The organism is Rhodococcus sp. WAY2 (genome assembly GCF_009859915.1).
In the GTDB taxonomy this organism is placed as follows: domain Bacteria; phylum Actinomycetota; class Actinomycetes; order Mycobacteriales; family Mycobacteriaceae; genus Rhodococcus_F; species Rhodococcus_F oxybenzonivorans.
This window is the reverse complement of sequence record NZ_CP046575.1, coordinates 78367-98048: the sequence shown is the minus strand read 5'-3', so window position 1 is coordinate 98048 and position 19682 is coordinate 78367. Positions and strand designations below refer to the sequence as shown.

12 protein-coding genes and 2 pseudogenes are annotated in these 19682 nt (G+C 67.7%); 7 read left to right on the top strand and 7 right to left on the bottom strand.

What is annotated here, in order from left to right; genetic code table 11:
• Nucleotides 1-2: 2 nt before the first annotated feature.
• Genes htpX through GFS60_RS37175 form a run of 3 tightly spaced genes read right to left on the bottom strand, consistent with a single transcriptional unit; the run spans nt 3 to nt 2000 of the window.
• Nucleotides 3-926: a zinc metalloprotease HtpX gene (gene htpX / locus GFS60_RS37185; RefSeq protein WP_128644061.1), complete on the bottom strand. Its 924-nt coding sequence runs from the start codon at nt 924-926 to the stop codon at nt 3-5.
• 4 nt (nt 927-930) lie between these two features.
• A complete protein-coding gene (gene pspAA, locus GFS60_RS37180) occupies nt 931-1209 on the bottom strand; it encodes a PspA-associated protein PspAA (RefSeq protein ID WP_159929620.1) in 279 nt (92 codons plus the stop codon).
• Nucleotides 1206-2000: a PspA/IM30 family protein gene (locus tag GFS60_RS37175; RefSeq protein ID WP_159929618.1), complete on the bottom strand. Its 795-nt coding sequence runs from the start codon at nt 1998-2000 to the stop codon at nt 1206-1208. The genes pspAA and GFS60_RS37175 overlap by 4 nt, the downstream gene beginning before the upstream one ends.
• A gap of 493 nt (nt 2001-2493) precedes the next feature.
• On the opposite strand from GFS60_RS37175, the gene GFS60_RS37170 reads away from it, so the two are divergent.
• Both GFS60_RS37170 and GFS60_RS37165 read left to right on the top strand, forming a co-directional pair.
• On the top strand, nt 2494-3174 hold the full coding sequence (locus GFS60_RS37170) for an ATP-binding cassette domain-containing protein (protein ID WP_236603748.1): 681 nt from the start codon (nt 2494-2496) through the stop codon (nt 3172-3174).
• A pseudogene (locus tag GFS60_RS37165) lies at nt 3171-4714 on the top strand (ABC transporter permease). The gene GFS60_RS37170 and the pseudogene GFS60_RS37165 overlap by 4 nt, the downstream one beginning before the upstream one ends.
• A gap of 52 nt (nt 4715-4766) precedes the next feature.
• On the opposite strand, the pseudogene GFS60_RS37160 reads toward GFS60_RS37165, so the two are convergent.
• Nucleotides 4767-6872: pseudogene (locus GFS60_RS37160) on the bottom strand (heavy metal translocating P-type ATPase).
• Nucleotides 6873-7073: 201 nt separating this feature from the next.
• Nucleotides 7074-7340 carry a heavy-metal-associated domain-containing protein gene (locus GFS60_RS37155; protein ID WP_159929616.1) on the bottom strand — a complete coding sequence of 89 codons (267 nt, stop codon included), beginning with the start codon at nt 7338-7340 and terminating at the stop codon, nt 7074-7076.
• A gap of 289 nt (nt 7341-7629) precedes the next feature.
• On the opposite strand from GFS60_RS37155, the gene GFS60_RS37150 reads away from it, so the two are divergent.
• The 4 genes from GFS60_RS37150 (at nt 7630) to GFS60_RS37135 (ending at nt 13147) form a co-directional block, all read left to right on the top strand.
• Entirely contained in the window at nt 7630-7875 is a 246-nt protein-coding gene (locus GFS60_RS37150; protein WP_159929614.1) for a YgaP family membrane protein, read from the top strand.
• Nucleotides 7872-8126 carry a hypothetical protein gene (locus GFS60_RS37145; RefSeq protein ID WP_159929612.1) on the top strand — a complete coding sequence of 85 codons (255 nt, stop codon included), beginning with the start codon at nt 7872-7874 and terminating at the stop codon, nt 8124-8126. Before GFS60_RS37150 ends, GFS60_RS37145 begins: the two co-directional genes overlap by 4 nt.
• Nucleotides 8127-8245: 119 nt before the next feature.
• The gene (locus GFS60_RS37140; protein WP_159929610.1) at nt 8246-10687 is read left to right on the top strand and encodes a heavy metal translocating P-type ATPase; all 2442 of its coding nucleotides are present in this window, start codon (nt 8246-8248) and stop codon (nt 10685-10687) included.
• Nucleotides 10688-10732: 45 nt separating this feature from the next.
• Complete coding sequence (locus GFS60_RS37135; protein WP_159929608.1) at nt 10733-13147, top strand: phosphoketolase family protein; 2415 nt, start codon at nt 10733-10735, stop codon at nt 13145-13147.
• 262 nt (nt 13148-13409) lie between these two features.
• Here the strand turns inward: GFS60_RS37135 and GFS60_RS37130 are convergent, their stop codons facing one another.
• Complete coding sequence (locus tag GFS60_RS37130) at nt 13410-13862, bottom strand: universal stress protein (protein ID WP_159929606.1); 453 nt, start codon at nt 13860-13862, stop codon at nt 13410-13412.
• Between the two features lie 938 nt (nt 13863-14800).
• Here GFS60_RS37130 and GFS60_RS37125 point away from each other — a divergent pair.
• Nucleotides 14801-16954, top strand: coding sequence for an NUDIX domain-containing protein (locus tag GFS60_RS37125; protein ID WP_159929604.1), 2154 nt, complete (start codon nt 14801-14803; stop codon nt 16952-16954).
• A gap of 49 nt (nt 16955-17003) precedes the next feature.
• Here GFS60_RS37125 and GFS60_RS37120 read toward each other — a convergent pair whose 3' ends face one another.
• On the bottom strand, nt 17004-19571 hold the full coding sequence (locus GFS60_RS37120) for a glycoside hydrolase family 65 protein (protein ID WP_236603747.1): 2568 nt from the start codon (nt 19569-19571) through the stop codon (nt 17004-17006).
• Between the last annotated feature and the right edge of the window lie 111 nt (nt 19572-19682).

Here is a 19682-nt window from a genome sequence, read left to right as displayed (position 1 = left end):
GTCTAGTACTCCTGTCCGAGTTGGCGGGCGATGTCGCCGAGTTGGGCGAGCCGGCGATCGAGCGGCGGGTGGGTGGCGAAGAGCGAGGAGAGGCTGAACCCCTCGGCGAGGGCGGGGGCGAAGAAGAAGGCGTTGAACGCCTCGGCCTGGCGCAGGTCCCGGGTGGGGATACGGGCCATCTCGCCGCTGACCTTGGTCAGGGCCGATGCCAACGCCGACGGCTGGCCGGTGAGCAGCGCGCCGGATCGGTCCGCCGACAGTTCCCGATATCGGGACAGTGCCCGGGTGAGCAGGAACGAGACGGCGTAGACGACCGCGGAGACCAGGACGACACCCATCAGGACGAGGGTGGTGTCTCCTTGCCCGTCGTTGCGTCCGCGGCCGCCACCGAAGCCGCCGAAGAAGCCGGCGTACAGGGTGAACCGGGTGATCAGCCCGGCCATCACACCGAGGAAGGAGGCGATGGTCATCACCGCCACGTCACGGTGGGCGACGTGGGAGAGTTCGTGTGCGAGTACCCCTTCGAGTTCCTCGGTGTCGAGGCGACGCAGGATGCCTGTGGTCACGCAGACCACCGCCCGGGTGGGGCTGCGCCCTGTCGCGAAGGCGTTGGGCACATCGACCTCGGCGATCGCCACCGCCGGTTTGGGCATGTCCGCCAGCGAGCACAACCGGTCGATGACCCCATGGAGTTCGGGCGCCTGATCGGGGGTCACGATCTTGCCGTGCATGGCGTAGAGCGCGATGCGGTCGGAGAACCAGTACTGCGCGAACAACAGTCCACCGGCGATCAGGACGGCCAGGAACGCGCTCCGCAGCAGCGCGATGAGCACGGCGGTGAATACGACATAGATCAAACCCAGCAGGAATGTCGTCCAGAGCATGCGGCGGGTCAGCCCGCGATCGGGCCTGAAGCGGCTCTTCATGGTGTCACCCGGGAATCAGACCTTCCTCGCCGAGCAGGGCGCGTACCTCCGCCAGGCTGCTTTCCTGGGCGGGGAGGATGGCGTCGGAGACGGACAGTGAGTCGTCGGCGGCGGGGGTGCCGACGGCTCTCACCCGGTCCAGCAGGGTGTCCAGGGCGTGCTGGAATCGTTGTTCGTCGCCTGCGGTTACCGCTTCGGCCAGGCCGGCGTCCAGCTCGTTCAGTTCGTCGAGGTGGTCGTCGGCGATGTCGAGCTGGCCCTCGCCCAGGATGCGCACGATCACGACCGGTCCTCCTTCGGTGTTCCGGGGCCGGCGCCGGGGGGTGTCGGCGACGAGGTATCCGCGCCACTGCCCGGCAGCGCGGTGCGCGCGGCGGGGGGCAGTGCTCTTTTGAGGTGGGCCAGTTCCTCTTCGACGTCGGACTGAGAGGTCATCTTCTCCAGTTCGGCCGCGATGTCATCCTTGGCCGGGCCGGTGGCGTCTTCGAGTGCCCCGGAGGCGAGGAGTTCGTCGATGGCGCCGGCGCGGGCCTGCAGCTCGGCGGTCTTGTCCTCCGCGCGTTGCATGGCCAGTCCGACGTCGCTCATCTCTTCGCTGATCCCCGAGACCGCCTCCCCGATCTTCGTTTCGGCTTCGGCCGCGGTGTAACTGGCCTTGATCGTCTCCTTGCGGATGCGGAACGCTTCCACCTTCGCCTGCAGACGCTGTGAGGCCGCGGTGAGTTTGTCCTGTTCGGCCTGCAGCGCCGCCTGCTGCGGGGCGAGCTCGGCCAGTTGCTGCTGCGCCGCGGACCGGCGGGTCAGAGCCTCCCGGGCCAGATCGTCGCGGCCCGCGGCGACCGCTGCCGTCGCCTGCTGCGCCAAGGTGCCGACCCGGGCCTGCAACTGCTGGGCCTGCAGGTCCAGGCGTTTGCGGCTGGTCGCCACATCCGCCAGCCCACGGCGCACCTGCTGCAGCATCTCGAGTTGCTTCTGATACGAATAATCCAGCGTTTCCCGCGGATCCTCGGCACGGTCGAGAGCCTTACTGGCCTTCGCCTTGAAGATCAGCGCGAGACGTCTACCCAGGCTCATTGCGTTCCTTTCCTGCACAACTCGGTCCCTGGTCGACACCCTCGATGCCTGCGCGCGGGGACGTGCACTCGAACGGTCTTGCGCAGTCAGCGTCGGCCGCAGCCCTTCCGCGGGCCTGACCCGTTTATGCGTCGGTTCGTTGCCGAGTGTCGGCGGCGAACCCCCGCAAATCGGTGAGGGTTTTATGAAGATTCGTTGAAGAATTTTATGAAGATTCGTTGAAGAAGAGGACCAGTCGAGTGCGCCCGGCGCTGGCACGGTATTGAGTTGAGGAATCGGCGGGTCACAACCTGAGGAGAGTGCACCGATCAGGCGGCACTCGTTCGGGTTGGTGTCGTGCGGTGGGAAAGGGGGGGCACATCGACCTCGACTCACGGCGTCTGATTCGAAACCCCCACCGCCGCTTTCTGGTGCCGGCCGCCGGTGGCGCGCACACGCCTGATGCAGTGGCGCTGACGTCTAGATGACCACCGCAAGTGTTCCGAGGAGCGAGATGAACAGCGAGATGAACAGTTCGGGGTCCGCGGAGTCGGCGCCGGTGAACGCGGTGCTGACCGCTGAAGGAATCGAGAAGAGCTTCCGGCAGGGATGGTGGCCGGCCCGCCGCGATTCCCCGGTACTGCGGGGCGTGGATCTCGTGCTGCAGCCGGGCGAGGTGGTCGGGCTGACCGGGGAGAACGGGTCGGGGAAGTCGACGTTGATGAAGATCCTCGTCGGCGAGTACCGGCCGGACGCCGGCACCGTGACCCGGTCGGGGCGGCTGGGATACTGCCCGCAGCAGCCGGTGGTCTACGAGAGGTTGACCTGCGACGAACACTTCGAGCTGTTCGGTTGCGCCTACCGGATGACCCCGAACGAGGAGCGACGGTCCCGCCGGGGACTGTATGCGGCGCTCGGCTTCGAGCGCTACGCGGACACCCGCGCCGACCGGCTGTCCGGCGGTACCCTCGCGAAACTCAACCTCGGGTTGGCGATGCTCGCCGACCCGGAGGTACTGCTGCTCGACGAGCCCTATTCCGGATTCGACTGGGACACCTACCTGAGGTTCTGGGAACTGGTGGCGGAGCGCCGGGAAACTGGCCGCTCGGTGCTGATCATCAGCCACTTCGTCACCGACGAGCACCGATTCGACCGCATCGTCGACCTGCGCAACGGGATGGCAGCGGCGAGATGAGAAGCGATAATGACCTGCCGGGGGCGCCGGCCGAGGTCGCGCTACTCATCCACCGATTCCTGGTCGACTACGCCCGCAACCCGGTCAACATGGTGGTGCTGGTACTGGTCCCGATGGTCTTCGTGATTGTTGCGGCCGGGTCGATAGCCGATGCCGCGAAACTGCTCGGCGGCGCGGGCGGGCCCGCGGTGGAAACCGCGACCGCCGGCTGGGCGGCGGGATTCCTCGCCGGTATCGCCATGTTCTTCCAGATCAGCGCCGCCCGTGCGGCCGATCGGCGGCTGGTCGCGGCGGGCCTTGCGCCGATACGGTTGGTCGCAGCCCGGCTCGGGACCGGCCTGGTGCTGGGAGCGTTGGTCGCGGCGGCGGCGCTGCTCGCCTTGGCCGCGCGCACCGGCATCGGCGACGTCGGCCGGGCGATCGCCGGCACGCTGATGTTCGCGGTGATCTATCTGGCGATCGGCGCACTGGTGGGGGCGCTGGTGCGCAACCCGGTCAACGGCACCGTCCTCATCTTGTTCATCTGGATTCTGGACGTGTTCTTCGGACCCGCCGTCGGATCCCCGATCGCATCGAAACCCGTTGGTTCCCAACGCATTTCGTGACATTGTGGATGGTGGACATACCGTCGCGGCACGGCGGCCGGATAGGGGACCTCGGCTGGGCACTGGTGTGGATGTTCGCGGCGCTGATCGTCAGCACCGCCGTCATCACCGCCACCGTCGGTGTGTCCTTGCGGTCGCGGCGGCGCCTCACAGCTGGATCCGGGTGGGGTCAGATTTCGGCCGGACTGCGGATGGGACTACGGGACTACCGCCGCAACCCGGTGCTGTGGGTGCTGCTGGTGGTCGTGCCGATCGTGTTCATCGTGCTGGCCAAGGCGATGACCGTGCAGGAGTCCGGTGTGTTCTCCCTGGTCGAGGGCGGTCGGACGGTGATGGAGGTGTTCTGGTTGCCGGATGTGCATGCCGGGACGATGACCCCGATCGCGGTTTCCTCGCTGGCGGCGTTGGCCGGGCTGTTCATCGGGCTCGATGCCCGGGCGGGCGATCAGCGAGTGACCCTGGCAGGCTTTCCCTTCCCCCGGCTGCTGGCGGTGCGGTTGACGATGATCGGCTGCGCCGCAGCCCTGGTGACCCTCTCGTCGTTGATGGTGACCGCCACGGTGTTCGATGCACGGCAGTGGGGGGTCTACGGAGGCGGGAACCTGCTCATGGCCGCGACCTACGGGCTGCTCGGGTTCTGCCTGGGGCCGATCTTCGGGCGCGTGGGTGGGGTATTCATCGCATTTCTGGTGCCGTTCCTCGACATCGGGATCGGCCAGAGTCCGATGCTGCGGCCAGAACCTGCGACCTGGGCACGCGGCCTCCCGGGATACGGGGCGATGCGGGTGTTGGTCGACGGCGGGCTGACCGCACGGTTCGACGAGATCGGGCCGTTGCTGGCGGCGCTGGCGTGGCTGCTCGCGCTCACCGCCCTGGCCGGGTGGTTGTTCCACCGCACCCCCGCCACCCCCATGCGTGGCCACCTGGGTATGTGATCCGGCGACGATCGCACACGCAGTTCTCGTCCGGCGATCGGCAGATCTGTCGTTACCGGGTGGGGGTGAACCGGCGCAGTCGCAGGCTGTTGCTCACCACGAACACCGAGCTGAAGGCCATTGCGGCGCCGGCGATCAGCGGGGTTGAGCAGGCCCAGCGCCGCCAGCGGCAGGGCCGCCACGTTGTAGGCGAACGCCCAGAACAGATCGCCCTTGATCGTGCGCAGGGTGGCCCGCGCCAGACGGATCGCGTCCGGGGCGGCCCGCAGGTCACCGCGCACCAGCGTCAGGTCCGAGGCCTCGATCGCGACGTCGGTGCCGGTGCCCATGGCCAGACCCAGGTCGGCCTGGGCGAGCGCGGCCGCGTCGTTGACACCGTCGCCGACCATCGCCACCACCCGACCCTGGTCCTGCAGGTTCTTGATCACGTCGACCTTGTCGGAGGGCAACACCTCGGCGATCACCTCGTCGATCCCGACCTGGTTGGCGACGCTCTGTGCGGCGCGGTGGTTGGCCCCGGTGAGCAGCACGGGTGAGAGGCCGAGCTCGCGTCGTTCACCGATCGCCGCGGCGGAGGTGTCCTTGACGGTGTCGGAGATGACGATCACCGCGCGGAGCGCCCCGTCCCATGCAATCCACACCGGGGTGCGTCCCTGGGTTTCGGCGTCGTCGACGACGACCTGCAGCGCGTCGGGGGCAGTCAGTGCCCACTCATCGCGCAGCCAGGTGTTCCGGCCGGCGAGCATGGCGTGACCCTCGACGACACCGGATACCCCACGGCCGCCGTGGTTTTCGAAGCCCTCGACCGCCAGCAACGCCCCCACCTGCGCGGCATGCGCGGCGACCGCCTGGGCGATGGGGTGTTCGGAGGCGTGCTCGAGAGCGCCCGCGAGCCGCAGGACCTCGGCGTCGGTGGTGCCGTCGACGGCGTGCACCGAGGCGACGGCCATCCGGCCGGTGGTGATGGTGCCGGTCTTGTCCAGGACGATCGTGTCGATGCGCCGAGTGGATTCGAGGATCTGCGGACCCTTGATCAGGATTCCGAGTTGGGCGCCGCGGCCGGTGCCGACGAGGAGCGCGGTCGGCGAGGCGTTGCACCTGCGCCTTGCCGTTCTGTGCCTCGGTGACCAGCCGCGCCATCTGCGCGAGTTGGGTGTCGGTGGCCGATCCGGTTGGCGCGCACGATAATTCGGCCGCCGGCGTTGACGGTGGCGCCGACGACGCTGTCGCCGGGTCCGACCTCGACGGGGACCGGTTCGCCGGTGAGCATGGATGCGTCGACCGCGGAGGTGCCGGCGGTGACGATCCCGTCGGTGGCGATCTTCTCCCCGGGCCGGACGACGAACATATCGTCGACGGCGAGGTGGCCGATCGGGATGCGGATCTCGGATCCCCCGCGGAGTACGGCGACGTCCTTGGCGCCCATGTCGAGCAGGGCGCGCAGCGCCGCCCCGGACTGCCGCTTCGCGCGGGCCTCGAAGTATCGCCCGGCGAGGATGAAGGTGGTCACCGCGGAGGCGACCTCGAGGTAGATGTGCGGTTCGGTGCTGCCGGTGGTGAGCAGGTCGAAGTTCATCCGCATGCCGGTCATGCCGGCGTGGGTCAAGAACAGCGCCCACAGCGACCACAGGTAGGCGGCGGTGACGCCGACGGAGATGAGGGTGTCCATCGTGGCGGCCCCGTGCCGCAGGTTCGCCCAGGCGGCGCGGTGGAACGGCAGCGCGCCCCACACCACCACGGGGGAGGCGAGGGTCAAGGTCAGCCACTGCCAGTTGTCGAATTGGAGCGCCGGGATCATCGACAACAGCACGACCGGCACGGTCAGCACCGTCGAGACGATCAGCCGCTGCCGCCACTCGGCGGCCTCGTCCGGTTCCGTGGGGGCGGCCGTCTTCGCCCCGGCGGCGTCCGCGGGGGAAACGGGAAGGGTAGCGGTGTATCCGGTCGCCTCGACCGTCGCCACAAGATCTTCGGGGGCCACCCGGTCGGCGAAGGTGACCTTGGCCTTCTCAGTCGCGTAATTGACGGTGGCGGTCACCCCGTCCATCCGGTTGAGCTTCTTCTCGATCCGCGCCGCACGCGACGCGCACGTCATTCCCCCGATCGACAACTCGAGATCGTGCTGTCGATCACTGGACTCCGTGATCCGGGTCGTCATGCCAATCCCTTCCCAATTCGAATGCCGCTACCCCTATGATGTTCTCGTTGTCCGCGTTCGTGATCGGCCCTGCGATCACCGGTGACACCGCCCCCGACAATCCCGGCGCCCACTCGGACGCCCCCTTTGACCGAGTACGGTGAACACCACGGCGGTTGAGTGGAGTACCGGCGGGCGGTTTCTTCCATCCGCCGTCGTGCGTCAGCCGCAGCAGCAGCCACCGGCATTGCCCGCCATCGGCAGGGCGCGACCTGCGGCCACCTTGCGTTCCGTCGAGACGACTTCGTACCCCGCTGCCGAGATAGCCTCCGCGACAACGGACGGGGTCGGCGTGCCGACAGCGGTCACGGTGCCCGCCTGCAGGTCCACGCCCACCCCGATCACGCCGGGAACGGAACCCACTGCAGCCTTCACCGTCGACACGCAGTGTCCGCAGGTCATCCCCTGGACCGTGTATGTGGTAGTCATCGATCTTCACCCTTCTCGAACGCTTCGATGCGCGTCCCGTGTGATCTAGTATATACCCCTAGGGCGTATAGGTACATGGACGTTCTGTCGCATCGATGAGAAACCTGAGGTCGATCCATGTCGACAGCGGCCTCGGCTCGAGTCTCTGCGCGTGACTTCTTTATCGAATCTTCACCAAACAACCAGCCAAGCCATGCCGGGTGGGGGCAGGCTCGGACTTGATCGAACAGTGACTGGCAGGCGTATCCCGAGCTTCAGCAAACGTTTGATCAGACATCGAGGAGCAGTGATGACACAGAGATGGAGTGTCAACGTCACCCCGGCCGAGCGGATCGCCCGGATCCTCGTCGGCGGGGTCGGCGTGGTCGGCGGGGTTTTCCTGATCGCGGGCGGGGCAACGGCCGTGGTCATGGCATTGGCGGTGCTGTTGATCCTGGCCGGACTGGATCTGGTGGTGACCGGGGCGACCGGCCATTGCCCGCTGTACCAGAAGCTGGGCCATGTCCCGGCATCGTTGAAGGTCGGAACGTCATGACCGATGATGATCGGCGTGAGCCCTATATCGGCGACAACAGCGGCCATGACGAGTATGCCGAGCGTCACGGTGCAGGTGGTCACAGTCGTCACCGCTGGATGATGATCGCTTGCTGCATCCCGATGGTGGTCGTCGCCGTCGCCCTGATCGCCACCGGAACGGTGGGAATCGGCGGCATTGTGTTTGCGTTGGCGTGCCTGGGAATGATGGCGGTGATGATGTTTCCGATGGGCGGAGGACACCGTCATTGACGCCCCGCCCTCAATCAACCCAGTGGGTCGGTGATCAACTCCATGACCAGCTGAAGTCAGTGCTGCTCGAGCGGGGCGATGACGGCTCGGTGCCGCGACAATGAAAGGTGCCACAGCGAATGAACCGAACCACCGTGCTCGAAGTGGTTGGACTGCACTGGGCGAGCTCGACGGCATCCGTCGAGGCCACCCTGCGCCGTCGCCCGGGAGTCACCTCCGTCGAGGCGAACGCCGTCAACCAGACCGCCACCGTCACCTACGACCCGGCGCAGACGTCGGTGGTCGAACTGTCGAAGTGGGTGCGCGACTGCGGCTATCACTGCGCCGGGCGTTCGGTGCCCGACCACGTCTGCAACCCGATGTCCGAACCGGCGAGCCCAGCTGCTGAGGCCGCACACCCCCACCCCGCCCCGGAAGCTGCGGCACCCACTGAGCCGGCCGCCGCACACGACATGCCTGCAGGGCACGAAGCTCACGCGGGGCGCTCGCCGCAAGAGATGATGGGCCACGGCGGCGGTCATGCCGGGATGTCGATGGACGACATGGTCCGGGACATGCGCAACCGCTTCCTGGTTGCCGCGGTGCTGTCGATCCCGATCTTGCTGTGGTCCCCGATCGGCCGCGACGTCCTCGGATTCACGGTGGCCGCACCGTTCGGTCTGCGCGACGACGTCTTCTCCTTCATCCTGTCGATCCCGGTGATCTTCTACTCGGCCTGGATCTTCTTCGACGGCGCCTACCGGGCATTGAGAGCGCGGACGCTGGACATGATGGTCCTGGTCGCGGTGGCCGTCGGAACGGGATGGCTCTACAGCGCCGCCATCACCTTCACCGGCGGCGGTGAGGTGTTCTACGAGGCCGCCACGGTGCTGACCGCGTTCGTGCTGCTCGGGCACTGGTTCGAGATGCGCGCCCGCGGCGGCGCGAACGACGCGATCCGCACCCTGCTCGAACTGGCCCCGCCGATGGCGCTGGTGCTGCGCGACGGGGAACCGGTCGAGATCCCCACCGCCGAGGTCATGGCCGGGGATCTGCTGCTCATCCGCCCGGGCGCGAAGATCCCGGTCGACGGCACGGTCGAGGAGGGAAGCTCGGAGGTCGACGAGTCCATGGTCACCGGCGAGAGTCTGCCGGTGACCAAGACACCCGGATCGCAGGTGATCGGCGCCTCGATCAACACCACCGGCACCCTGCGGGCCCGCGCTACCAAGGTCGGCTCCGACACCGTTCTCGCCCAGATCGTCGCCCTGGTCCAGGAGGCCCAGAACTCCAAGGCGCCCGGGCAGAGACTCGCCGACCGGGCCGCGTTCTGGCTGGTCCTGGTCGCCCTGATCGGCGGCACCGGCACGTTCTTGGTGTGGCTCCTGGCGGGTGAGAGCGTGCAGATGGCACTGCTGTTCGCGATCACCGTCGTGGTCATCACCTGTCCCGACGCGCTGGGCCTGGCCACCCCGACAGCGATCATGGTCGGCACCGGCCTCGGTGCCCAGCGGGGGGTGCTGTTCAAGAACGCCACCGCACTGGAAACCTCGGCGCGCATCGACACCGTGGTGATGGACAAGACCGGCACCCTGACCAAGGGCGAGCCGGAGGTCACCGACGTGGTCGCCGACGGTATCGGCGAGGACGAGCTCCTCGCCCTCGTCGCCGCGGTCGAACGCGAATCCGAGCACCCGCTGGCCGGCGCGATCGTCCGCTACACCGCCGAACGCGCGATCCCGCAACTGCCGCTGGCCGAGTTCTCGAGCGTGCCCGGGCAGGGTGCCACCGCCGAGGTGCAGGGCCGCCGGGTCGCGGTCGGCAACCGCAAGCTCATGGTCGCCGAGGACGTCGATTTCGGTGTCCTGATGGACCGGCGAGACTCGCTGGCCTCGACCGGGCGTACCGCGGTGCTGGTGGCCGTCGACGGCCGCGGGGTCGGGGTGATCGCGCTGGCCGATGCCGCCCGGGAAACCTCCGCCGACGCGGTGTCCGCCCTCCACGAGCTGGGCGTCGAGGTGGTCATGCTCAGCGGCGACAACGAGGCCACCGCCGCGCGCATCGCGGGGCAGCTGGGCATCGACACCGTCATCGCCGAGGTGCTGCCCGGCGACAAGGCCGCCAAGATCGCCGAACTGCAGCGTGCCGGCAAGAAGGTCGCCATGGTCGGTGACGGCGTCAACGACGCCCCCGCCCTGGCCCAAGCCGACCTGGGCATCGCCATCGGCGCCGGCACCGACGTCGCGATCGAAACCGCCGACCTGGTGCTGATGCGCTCGGACCCGCTCGACGTTCCCATCGCCCTGCGGATCGGGCGAGGAACGCTGCGCAAGATGCGGCAGAACCTCGGATGGGCCGTCGGCTACAACGTCCTCGCCCTACCGATCGCCGCCGGCGTCTTCGAACCCTCACTAGGGCTGGTGCTGCGCCCGGAGATCGCCGCCCTGTCGATGTCCGGCTCGAGCCTCATCGTCGCGGTCAACGCCCTGATGCTCAAACGACTCAAGCTGCCCGCCCCGCCGGAACCCCACCCGGCCGCGCCCCGGCCGGCGCCCGAGCCCACACCGACAGGTCCGCGGTGAGCGGTGACCGCTCGAACGAATTATTCGTCGACGACGAGGAGCGCCATGAACGCCATACCCGAATCAGCAGCGCCGACAGGCTCATTGTCCGATCAGGAACTGGCCGACCTCGACGGGTGGTGGCGGGCGGCGAACTACCTGTCGGTGGGTCAGATCTACCTGATGGGCAATCCCCTTCTCCACGAACCGCTCCTTCCTGAACACGTCAAGCCGCGACTACTCGGCCACTGGGGCACCACGCCGGGACTGAACTTCATCTACGCCCACCTCAACCGGGCGATAACCGCCCGCGATCTGAACATGATGTACGTGATGGGACCGGGTCATGGCGGCCCGGGACCGGTGGCCGCCGCGTGGCTCGAGGGCACCTACAGCGAGATCTACCCCGACATCACGCAGGACGAGGACGGGATGAAAAGGCTGTTCACCCAGTTCTCCTTCCCCGGCGGCATTCCCAGCCACGTCGCACCGGAGACGCCGGGATCGATTCATGAGGGCGGCGAGCTCGGATATTCCTTGTCCCACGCCTACGGGGCGGCGTTCGACAATCCGGATCTGATCGTGGCCGCGGTGGTCGGGGACGGCGAGGCGGAGACCGGTCCGCTCGCCGCCAGCTGGCATTCCACCAAGTTCGTCGATCCGCGACGCGACGGCGCGGTACTGCCGATCCTGCATCTGAACGGGTACAAGATCGCCAATCCCACCGTGCTCGACCGGATCGACCGCGAAGAACTCGACCAACTGCTCCGCGGATTTGGTCACACACCGATCCTCGTGGAAGGCACCGAACCCGAGTACATGCACCAGGCATTCGCCGCGGCGCTGGACCGCAGCCTCGACCAGATCGCCGAGATCCAGCGGCGCGCCCGACGCGACGGCCACACCGAACGCCCCCGCTGGCCAATGATCGTGCTCCGCTCCCCCAAGGGCTGGACCGGCCCGAAGGAAGTCGACGGACTCGAGGTCGAGGGCTCCTGGCGCGCACACCAGGTCCCGTTCACCAACGCCCGCGGCGACGACGGCCACCGCAAGATCCTCGAGCAGTGGCTACGCAGCTACCGGCCCGAGGAACTGTTCGACACCTCCGGCGCCCCCGCAGCCCACATCCGGGACCTGCACCCGCTCGGCACTCGACGCATGAGCGCCAACCCGCATGCCAACGGCGGGCCACTGATCCGCGACCTCGCGATGCCCGACTTCCGGAACTACGCGGTGCCGGTCGAAGCGCCGGGCACCGGCAACGTCGAGTCCACCCGGATACTGGGCACCTTCCTGCGGGATGTGATGCGCGAGAACATGTCCACCTTCCGGATGTTCGCACCGGACGAGACCAATTCGAATCGGCTCGGTGCCGTGCTCGAGGTCACCGACCGCACCTGGAACGCACGCACCCAACCCGATGACGATCACCTCGCCCCCGACGGACGTGTGATGGAGATCCTGTCCGAGCACACCTGCCAGGGATGGCTCGAAGGGTATCTACTCACCGGCAGGCATGGCGTGTTCTCCTGCTACGAGGCGTTCATCCACATCGTCGACTCGATGTTCAACCAGCACACCAAGTGGCTGCGCACCACCAACGGCATCGTTTGGCGCCGGCCCATCCCCTCGCTGAACTACCTGCTCACTTCGCACGTGTGGCGCCAGGACCACAACGGGTTCTCACACCAGGATCCCGGATTCATCGATCACGTGGTGAACAAGAAAGCCGACGTGATCAGGGTATATCTCCCGCCGGACGCCAACACACTGCTGTCGGTGGCCGACCACTGCCTGCGCAGCAGGCAATACGTCAACGTCATCGTCGCCGGGAAACAGCCGCAGCTGCAGTACCTCGACATGGCCGCGGCGATTACCCACTGCACCAAAGGAATCGGGATCTGGGACTGGGCCAGCACCGACAGCGGTGTGGAACCGGATGTGGTGCTCGGGTGCGCCGGGGACGTGCCCACGATGGAGACGCTCGCCGCCGTCCAGATCCTGCTGGAGTGGTTCCCCGACCTGAGGATCCGGGTGGTCAATGTGGTCGATCTGATGCGGCTGCAGGACCATCGGGAGCACCCGCACGGGCTGACGGACGCGGACTTCGACGCGCTGTTCACCGTGGACAGGCCGGTAATCTTCGCCTACCACGGGTATCCGTGGTTGATCCACCGACTGACCTACCGCCGCACCAACCATCACAACTTCCATGTGCGCGGCTACAAGGAGGAGGGGACCACGACGACACCGTTCGACATGTGCGTGCTCAACCAGATCGACCGCTTCGATCTGGCGATGGACGTCATCGACCGCGTCCCCCGTCTCCACCGCATCTCGGCGCACCCGCGTGAGCACCTGAAGAACAAGCTGATCGAACATCGCCAGTACATCCGCACCCACGGGGAGGACATGCCCGAGATCACCCGCTGGCAATGGGCCCCGGTGGACCTCGAAGTGGTCTCACCCGCCGAGCAGTGAGAGATGACGGGAGGGATCGACGGTGACGGAAACACATCGATCCCGTACTGGACGAGAGGGAGCCGAACGGTCTGGCCGATCAGGTGACGACGATTCTGCGCACGCGCACTCGCAGGTAATCACCACGCCCGGGGACGGGCTATCTGGCAGCCTGCGGGTGCGGATCAGCGTGGTCGGCGCGGACCCGCGCCGGCACACATCGAGCCGCTGTTCGGGCCCCGGGAACCTCTTGGCCTCCGTGGTGGGCGCCGGGGGTGGACTTCTACTCGGCTGCAGGCGTTTCCTGTCCTGGTCGGACGATCAGTACCGGGCAGGTGGCGTGGTGGACGAGCTGGGTGGAGACCGACCCGAGAAGCAGTCCGGTGAACCCTCCCCGGCCGCGGGAGCCGACGACAAGCAGGTCCGCATCCTGGGCGGCTTCTAGCAGAACGGAGGCGGGAGGCCCCTGGAGGACCTCTCCGCTGATGTGGACGCCCTCGGTGGGAACACCTTTCAATGCTTCGCTCTGGGTCTGGTGTGCGACGCGCTCGAATGATTGGTGCTCCCAGATCAGTCCGTCCATGCCGGTCGCCGCGGTCGGATACTGCCACCCGGTCACCACCCGTACCTGCCCGCGGCGCAGACGGGCTTCGGTCACCGCCCACTCGAGGGCCGTCAACGACTGGGCCGACCCGTCCACGCCCACCACGACCTGAAATATGTCGTTGCTGCTCACGCGCTGCGCCTTTCCTCGGTTCTGAGTGACGTTACCGTTACCGTCGGCGCCATCCCCATGAGCGGCGTCGATATCGCTTTGCCCGTTCGCCGCCACCACGACGTGCCGATCAGGGTCACACGGCGAGGATCGCGACGATGATCTCCATCGTCAGCTCGACCCGGCGTTGCAGCGCCCACCACGAGAACTGCGGCTCCATCCACGGCGCACGGGAATTCGAGCACGAGGCCACACCCTAACCTCTCGGTGTGGTCCAGCCTCGGCGCGGGCGCCTACGGTGCATCAAGACCCGTGGCGATGCAGGCGAACAGCACGGTCAGCACGACGATGTCGTGTCACGCTGGTGATACCGCTGACAATTCCCTGAAAGATCCAGTTCCTCGGAAGCAGCGACGGATTGCTCCACGCGAAACAGGGGAGAGCGCGAACACCAAACCGACGAAATCCAGATCGTGCGGTTCGCTGCCCGCGCGGTTCGGCTGCACCCCTGCGCGGGACTGTGGTTCGCTCACCCGTCGGGTCGGTGGAGGAGAAGACCGTGGTGATGTTCTGGTACGGCGGGCCATGACGACACCGGCTGGGATCTGCGTTGACGAGCATCGGATGGTCCAGTTTGAGTCCTGCGGATCACGGCGCACATCCCGGTGGCCCGGCGCACTATGAATATCGGCCCCTTCGAACTGACGCCCGCGACTTCGTCGTGATCCGTGGTCGCGGCGGATGTTTCCTGTGGGGCTGGACGGGCCTCGGCTACCCCCGATCAGGAAGGTGATGATGGACCACACGTCGACGACACCCCTCAGTCCGCTTATGGCGCCGGTGACCATTCCGCGCGCGTTGGCCGCTCGGCCGCCGCGGCTCTCGAGCGGCACTGCCGGGCCGGCTGACACAACGGCCCGGTGTTCGGGGTGCGCGATACGTGGGTGGGATGTTTCGGCATGACGCGCAGCGATCATTCCAGCACGGCCGGATCCACACCGGCGGAGACCGGAAACGGATTCGGCCCAGGTGATGAGCCGTGCGCGCCGTGCGTGGCTCAGCTGTACTCTCCGGCCGAGCGGCTGACTGCCCTACGTGCGGCGGTCCAACATGAGCCCGATCCGCTGGTGACGTTGACCCACCTGCTGCACCTGTGCCGTGATGAGCATCGCGTGCTGTGGGAACAGGCCGCCGATCCGGGCATCCGGGCAACGGTCGCAAACGTGCTCGCTCCGTTCCACACGGTGGTCGGGTCCCACCCGGCTGCGGCGACCCTGGACGCGCCGGTTCGCCAAGCCCTGGCCGAAGTGCTGCGTCCAGTCGACGGGACGGCGCCGGTAGTGATCGCTCACGCGCTCGCGCAGTTCCTCGACGACCACTACGGGCAGTTCTTCACCGACTCGTTCCGCAGACGCAGCCCCTACCAGCCCGGGGTGGGTGATCCAGTTCCTCTGGGCGGCCCCGACATCCGCGCAGTGATGGACATGCAGCCCACCTCGCCACCCTGGCGGCTGGCGAACCGGCTGGATGAGACTCGCCGGGTCCGGCTGGCCGGAGGGTGGGTGACACAGTTTCGGATCGTGTTCGACTACAGCCTCTTCGACGCCCTGCCCGGTCTGGTCACCGCCGACACGATCGTTGCCACCTGCCACCCTAACCGAGCCCTGACCGAATTCACTCTGCCCCGCGACTCGACGCAGCCGACCTTCCCGGTGCAGCCGACGGACCTCGATCGGCAGCGCCGCCACCTCGATCAGCTCATCGGCCGGGCCGCCGCCGCTGGTGCCTCCATCATCGTGCTGCCCGAACTGTGCGTCACCGAGTCGCTGGCCCGACACCTGCAGGACTGGGTCCGCCGCGAGGACGGCCCCCGGCTCCTGGTCGCCGGCAGCTACCATCACGTCGATGGTTCGCCGCCTCGGCGGCGCAATACCGCCATCGCCTGGGTCCGCGGGCACGACCAGCCGTTGACACACGACAAACATTCGCCCGCCGAGCAACCGATCCTGGAGGACATTCAGCCGCAGGGTTGGCCGGAATTGCGCGTGTACGTCACCGCCGACGGATGGCATCTCGTGATCGCAATCTGCCGGGACCTGCTCAATCCACAGGCGGTGCACACCCTCGCCGAGACCGGAGCCAACCTGGTGCTGGTGCCGGCGATGAGCGAGAGCCTGGCGCCCTTCACCGGTCAGGTCGCGCACCTGGTCGGCTCGGGACAGGCCATCATCGCCCTCGCGAACAACCCCGCCGACTGGGCCCGAAGAGGCGACCCCGCCCCGCACCGCTCGGCCCGCGCCCTATTCGGCCACCCCGGTCTGGGGCAGCAGACCCGGCTGGTCGCCGCGCCGGACACAACTCCCGGTGTCGCGACGCTCACCGTGCGGTCCGGACTGATCGGCTGGACCAGCGCCGACAGCCAGGACTCGCCCAGACACCCGTCCGGCGACCCATCGTCATCCCCTCAGACCCTCCCGGAGTGGGCCGCCCGGCTTGCGACAGCAATCCGCCGCTACCGGCAGTACGAGCCACCGCCGCCGAAGCCGATCACGCTCCGGCCCGCTGCGGTGCTCGTGCTGCTCACCGATGGACCTACCGGCCCGCGGATACTGCTCACCGAGCGTGCTCCGGACCTGCGGGACTACCCCGGCCGGCTGGTGTTTCCCGGCGGCGTCCGGGACCCACAGGATGACGGTCCGGCGGCCACCGCCTTGCGGGAAGCCGGTGAGGAGATCGGGCTGGACCCGGGCAGCGTACAGATCCTCGGCGTGCTGCCCGCACTCACCGAGCCCGAGACCAGGTTCCTGGTCATCCCCGTGCTCGGCTGGTCCGCCCACCCCGAGTACACCCGACCGGTCAACCTCGCCGAAGTCACCTCGGTCCACGACGTGCCGCTGCGCCAGTTCGCCGCCCGGCCCGAGGCGGCGCATCCAGGTCGAGAACGAGACGGTGTACCGGACCCGCCGAGTCCGGAGCCGACTGGCCTCGGCTCGATGACCGCCATGGTGATCGATATGCTGCTCACCCTGCTCGCCGAGCCGATCCATCCGTCCACCCCGGACACAACCGGGCATCCCGCAAAGGATCCCGACGCTCCCGGCCCACCGTGGTGACGGCCAGGGCGGGGGACGAAGCCGGCGAAGCATAGATAGGTGAGCTCAGTTAGTCCCGCAACATCGGAGCGGTAGGGTCGGCGCCAGGTTCGGGCAGTGCGTGGGCGGCCGCCGCCGACGGCAGGTCCACTTCCCAGACCTCGCCGGGGACCAGCGTCTTCTCGATACCCTCGACGCAGAGCCGGACCGGTCCGGCCGAGCAGGGATACAGTCGCACCCGCGCCCGGTCCTGTGTCAGGCCGATGCTGATCGGTTGTCCCCGATAACTGAGCCGGAACGACGCCTCGGTCAGTTCGGCGGGCAAGACCGGATGCAGCCAGAGGACGTCCTGCCGGGTTTCCACCCCGCCGTAACAACGGATCACCATATCGGCGGTTCCAGCCATGGCCCCGAGGTGGACACCTTCACGCGTGGTCCCGCCCTGGGTGTCGGCCAGATCCGCCTCCAGCGCCTGCTCGAACAGCGACCACGACCGTGTGCGGTCGGACCGGGCCAGGACCCAGCCGTGGGTCAGTCTGCTCAAGGTCGACCCGTGGCTGGTGCGCGCGAGATAGTACTGGACCGTGTGGGGGATGAGTTCCGGCGGCAGCGTGTACCCGAGGCGTTCGAACACGGTGCGGAGCTCTTCGGCGGAGAACAGGTAGAAAAGCATCAGGACATCGGCCTGTTTGGAGAGCCGGTACCTGTTGGTGGTGTCGCCTTCGGCCTGCAAGATCAGATCCAGCCGGCCGATATTGCCGTAGCGCGCCCGGTAGGTGTCCCAGTCGAATTCCTCCAGCGCCTCGTAGCCCTCGAACTGGCTGATGACACCGTCGTGGAAGGGTACGCGCAGCCGCCTGCTGATCCGGTCCCAGTGTGCGGGCTCCTCGGGCTTCAGGTGCAACCGGCGCCAGAGCGGATCGCAGTCGCGACAGGCCAGCAGGCCCACCGCGTCCTCGGCCCGGGCGAGCACCCAGGCGGCCAGCACGTTGGTGTAGGCGTTGTTGCGCAGACCCTGACCCGGTGCGTCCGGGTACCCGTCGTGGTACTCGTCCGGTCCCATCACACCGCTGATGTCGAAGTGGTCATCCGCGGGATTGTGAACGGCCAGGCTGGTGAAAAGTCGGGCGACCTCCACGAGGATTTCGGCCCCGTACTCGGCGAGGAACCCGGTGTCGGCCGTGGCCTGATAGTACTGCCACACGCTGTAGGCCACGGCCAACCCGACGTGCCGCTGCCTGCGGGAGTTATCCGCCATCCACACCCCGTTGCGGACGTTGAAGAGCTCGGCGGGGGTTTCCTCCCGGCCGTCGCTGCCGGACTGCCAGGGAAACATTGCACCGTTCAGGCCATCGTCGCGTGCGGCTGCGCGGGCCGCGTCCAGGCGCCGGTACCGGTAGAGCAGGAAGGAGCGCGTCAGTTCGGGCCGGCGCAAGGTCAACATGGGATAGACGAAGAGTTCATCCCAGAAGATGTGGCCGCGGTAGCCCTCACCGTGCAGTCCCCGCGCGGGCAGGCCCGCATCGAGGTCTGTGTCAGCTGCCGCGACGGTTTGCAGCACGTGAAAGATGTGCAGATTCAGCGCCAGCGACTGCCGCACACCCGTCTCGAGGTCTATCCCGAACCGCTCCCACAGTGCGGCCCAGGCGTTTTCCTGGGCGCCGAGCAGCTCCCCGAATCCGGGTGCCCGGCCGATCCGGTTGCCGGCGTCCAGGGCGGCCGTGGAGGCGGCGCGATCCCGGGAAGTCGCCACGGCGACAATCTTTTCCAGCGTCACCGGGATGCCGCGCCCGAGGCTGAGCGTAATGGTGTGCCCTGCGCGGGCCTGCTCGGCGATCAGCCGGCGGTCGACGACCGTGTCTGCGGCGCCCACACGGGTCCGTGCCGCAGTCGCGATGCTGATCCGGGACTGGTTGGTCACCGCCTCGTACAGCACCGCTTCACCGTCCAGTTCCACGGAGCGGACCGGGACCAGATGCTCGTGGGCCAGCGCACGGTCCGCTGCCACGTTGCGGTTTGCCACCGCTCCGTTCACGGCGGACTCGACGGTCATCTCACCGGACCAGTCTTCGGCTTCGAGGATGAGTTCCAGTGCGGCCAGATGCGTTTCGGTCAGAGACTGGAACTGTCGGGAGGTGACCCGGGTCGTGCGGCCCACAGCGTCGCGGTACCGGTGGGTGCGAGTCAGCACACCGGTGCGCAGATCAAGATCTTGGCGGTAGCTGAGCATCTCCGGCGATCCCGGACACAGAACCGGACCGTCTCCGACGCGGACGGTCAGGAAAGTCCAGTCCGGGGCGTTGACCAAATGTTCGGTCTCAACGGTGTGCCCATCGAGGGCGGTGGTGAGCCGATTGTAGATCCCGGCCAGGTATGTGCCCGGGTAGTGGACTGCGTCGGCGGTGCTGCCGGGTACCGCGCCGCGGGTGGCCCAATACCCGTTCCCCAGCGTGCACAGCGCCTCCCGGGTTGCTTCTTGGGCGTGGTCGAACCGGTCATGGACCAGATTCCAGCCTCCCGGCGGGGTCGGCTGCGCCCCTCCACACCAGGATCCGCCGCTCTGTGCTTGGTCGATGGCCGCCTCGGCTGGCTGTCCCGGGATTCGTTGCGCGGTGGCGTCGTTGTCACCCGTGCGCATCACAACCTCGACCGCCGGGTTCGGGCCAGCCGAGACGGGTCGCACCGCGAGACACCTCGGGCCTTGCCCCTGGTTCTTGGACACGCTGAATCCAGCATCCGCTGGGAAAGC

What these genes read in the sequence shown, in the direction of transcription:
- htpX (WP_128644061.1), bottom strand. Translation starts at nt 926, where the DNA reads ATGAAGAGCCGCTTCAGGCCCGATCGCGGGCTGACCCGCCGCATGCTC.
- GFS60_RS37175 (WP_159929618.1), bottom strand. Translation starts at nt 2,000, where the DNA reads ATGAGCCTGGGTAGACGTCTCGCGCTGATCTTCAAGGCGAAGGCCAGT.
- GFS60_RS37170 (WP_236603748.1), top strand. Translation starts at nt 2,494, where the DNA reads ATGAACAGCGAGATGAACAGTTCGGGGTCCGCGGAGTCGGCGCCGGTG.
- GFS60_RS37155 (WP_159929616.1), bottom strand. Translation starts at nt 7,340, where the DNA reads ATGACTACCACATACACGGTCCAGGGGATGACCTGCGGACACTGCGTG.
- GFS60_RS37150 (WP_159929614.1), top strand. Translation starts at nt 7,630, where the DNA reads ATGACACAGAGATGGAGTGTCAACGTCACCCCGGCCGAGCGGATCGCC.
- GFS60_RS37145 (WP_159929612.1), top strand. Translation starts at nt 7,872, where the DNA reads ATGACCGATGATGATCGGCGTGAGCCCTATATCGGCGACAACAGCGGC.
- GFS60_RS37140 (WP_159929610.1), top strand. Translation starts at nt 8,246, where the DNA reads ATGAACCGAACCACCGTGCTCGAAGTGGTTGGACTGCACTGGGCGAGC.
- GFS60_RS37135 (WP_159929608.1), top strand. Translation starts at nt 10,733, where the DNA reads ATGAACGCCATACCCGAATCAGCAGCGCCGACAGGCTCATTGTCCGAT.
- GFS60_RS37125 (WP_159929604.1), top strand. Translation starts at nt 14,801, where the DNA reads ATGACGCGCAGCGATCATTCCAGCACGGCCGGATCCACACCGGCGGAG.
- GFS60_RS37120 (WP_236603747.1), bottom strand. Translation starts at nt 19,571, where the DNA reads ATGCGCACGGGTGACAACGACGCCACCGCGCAACGAATCCCGGGACAG.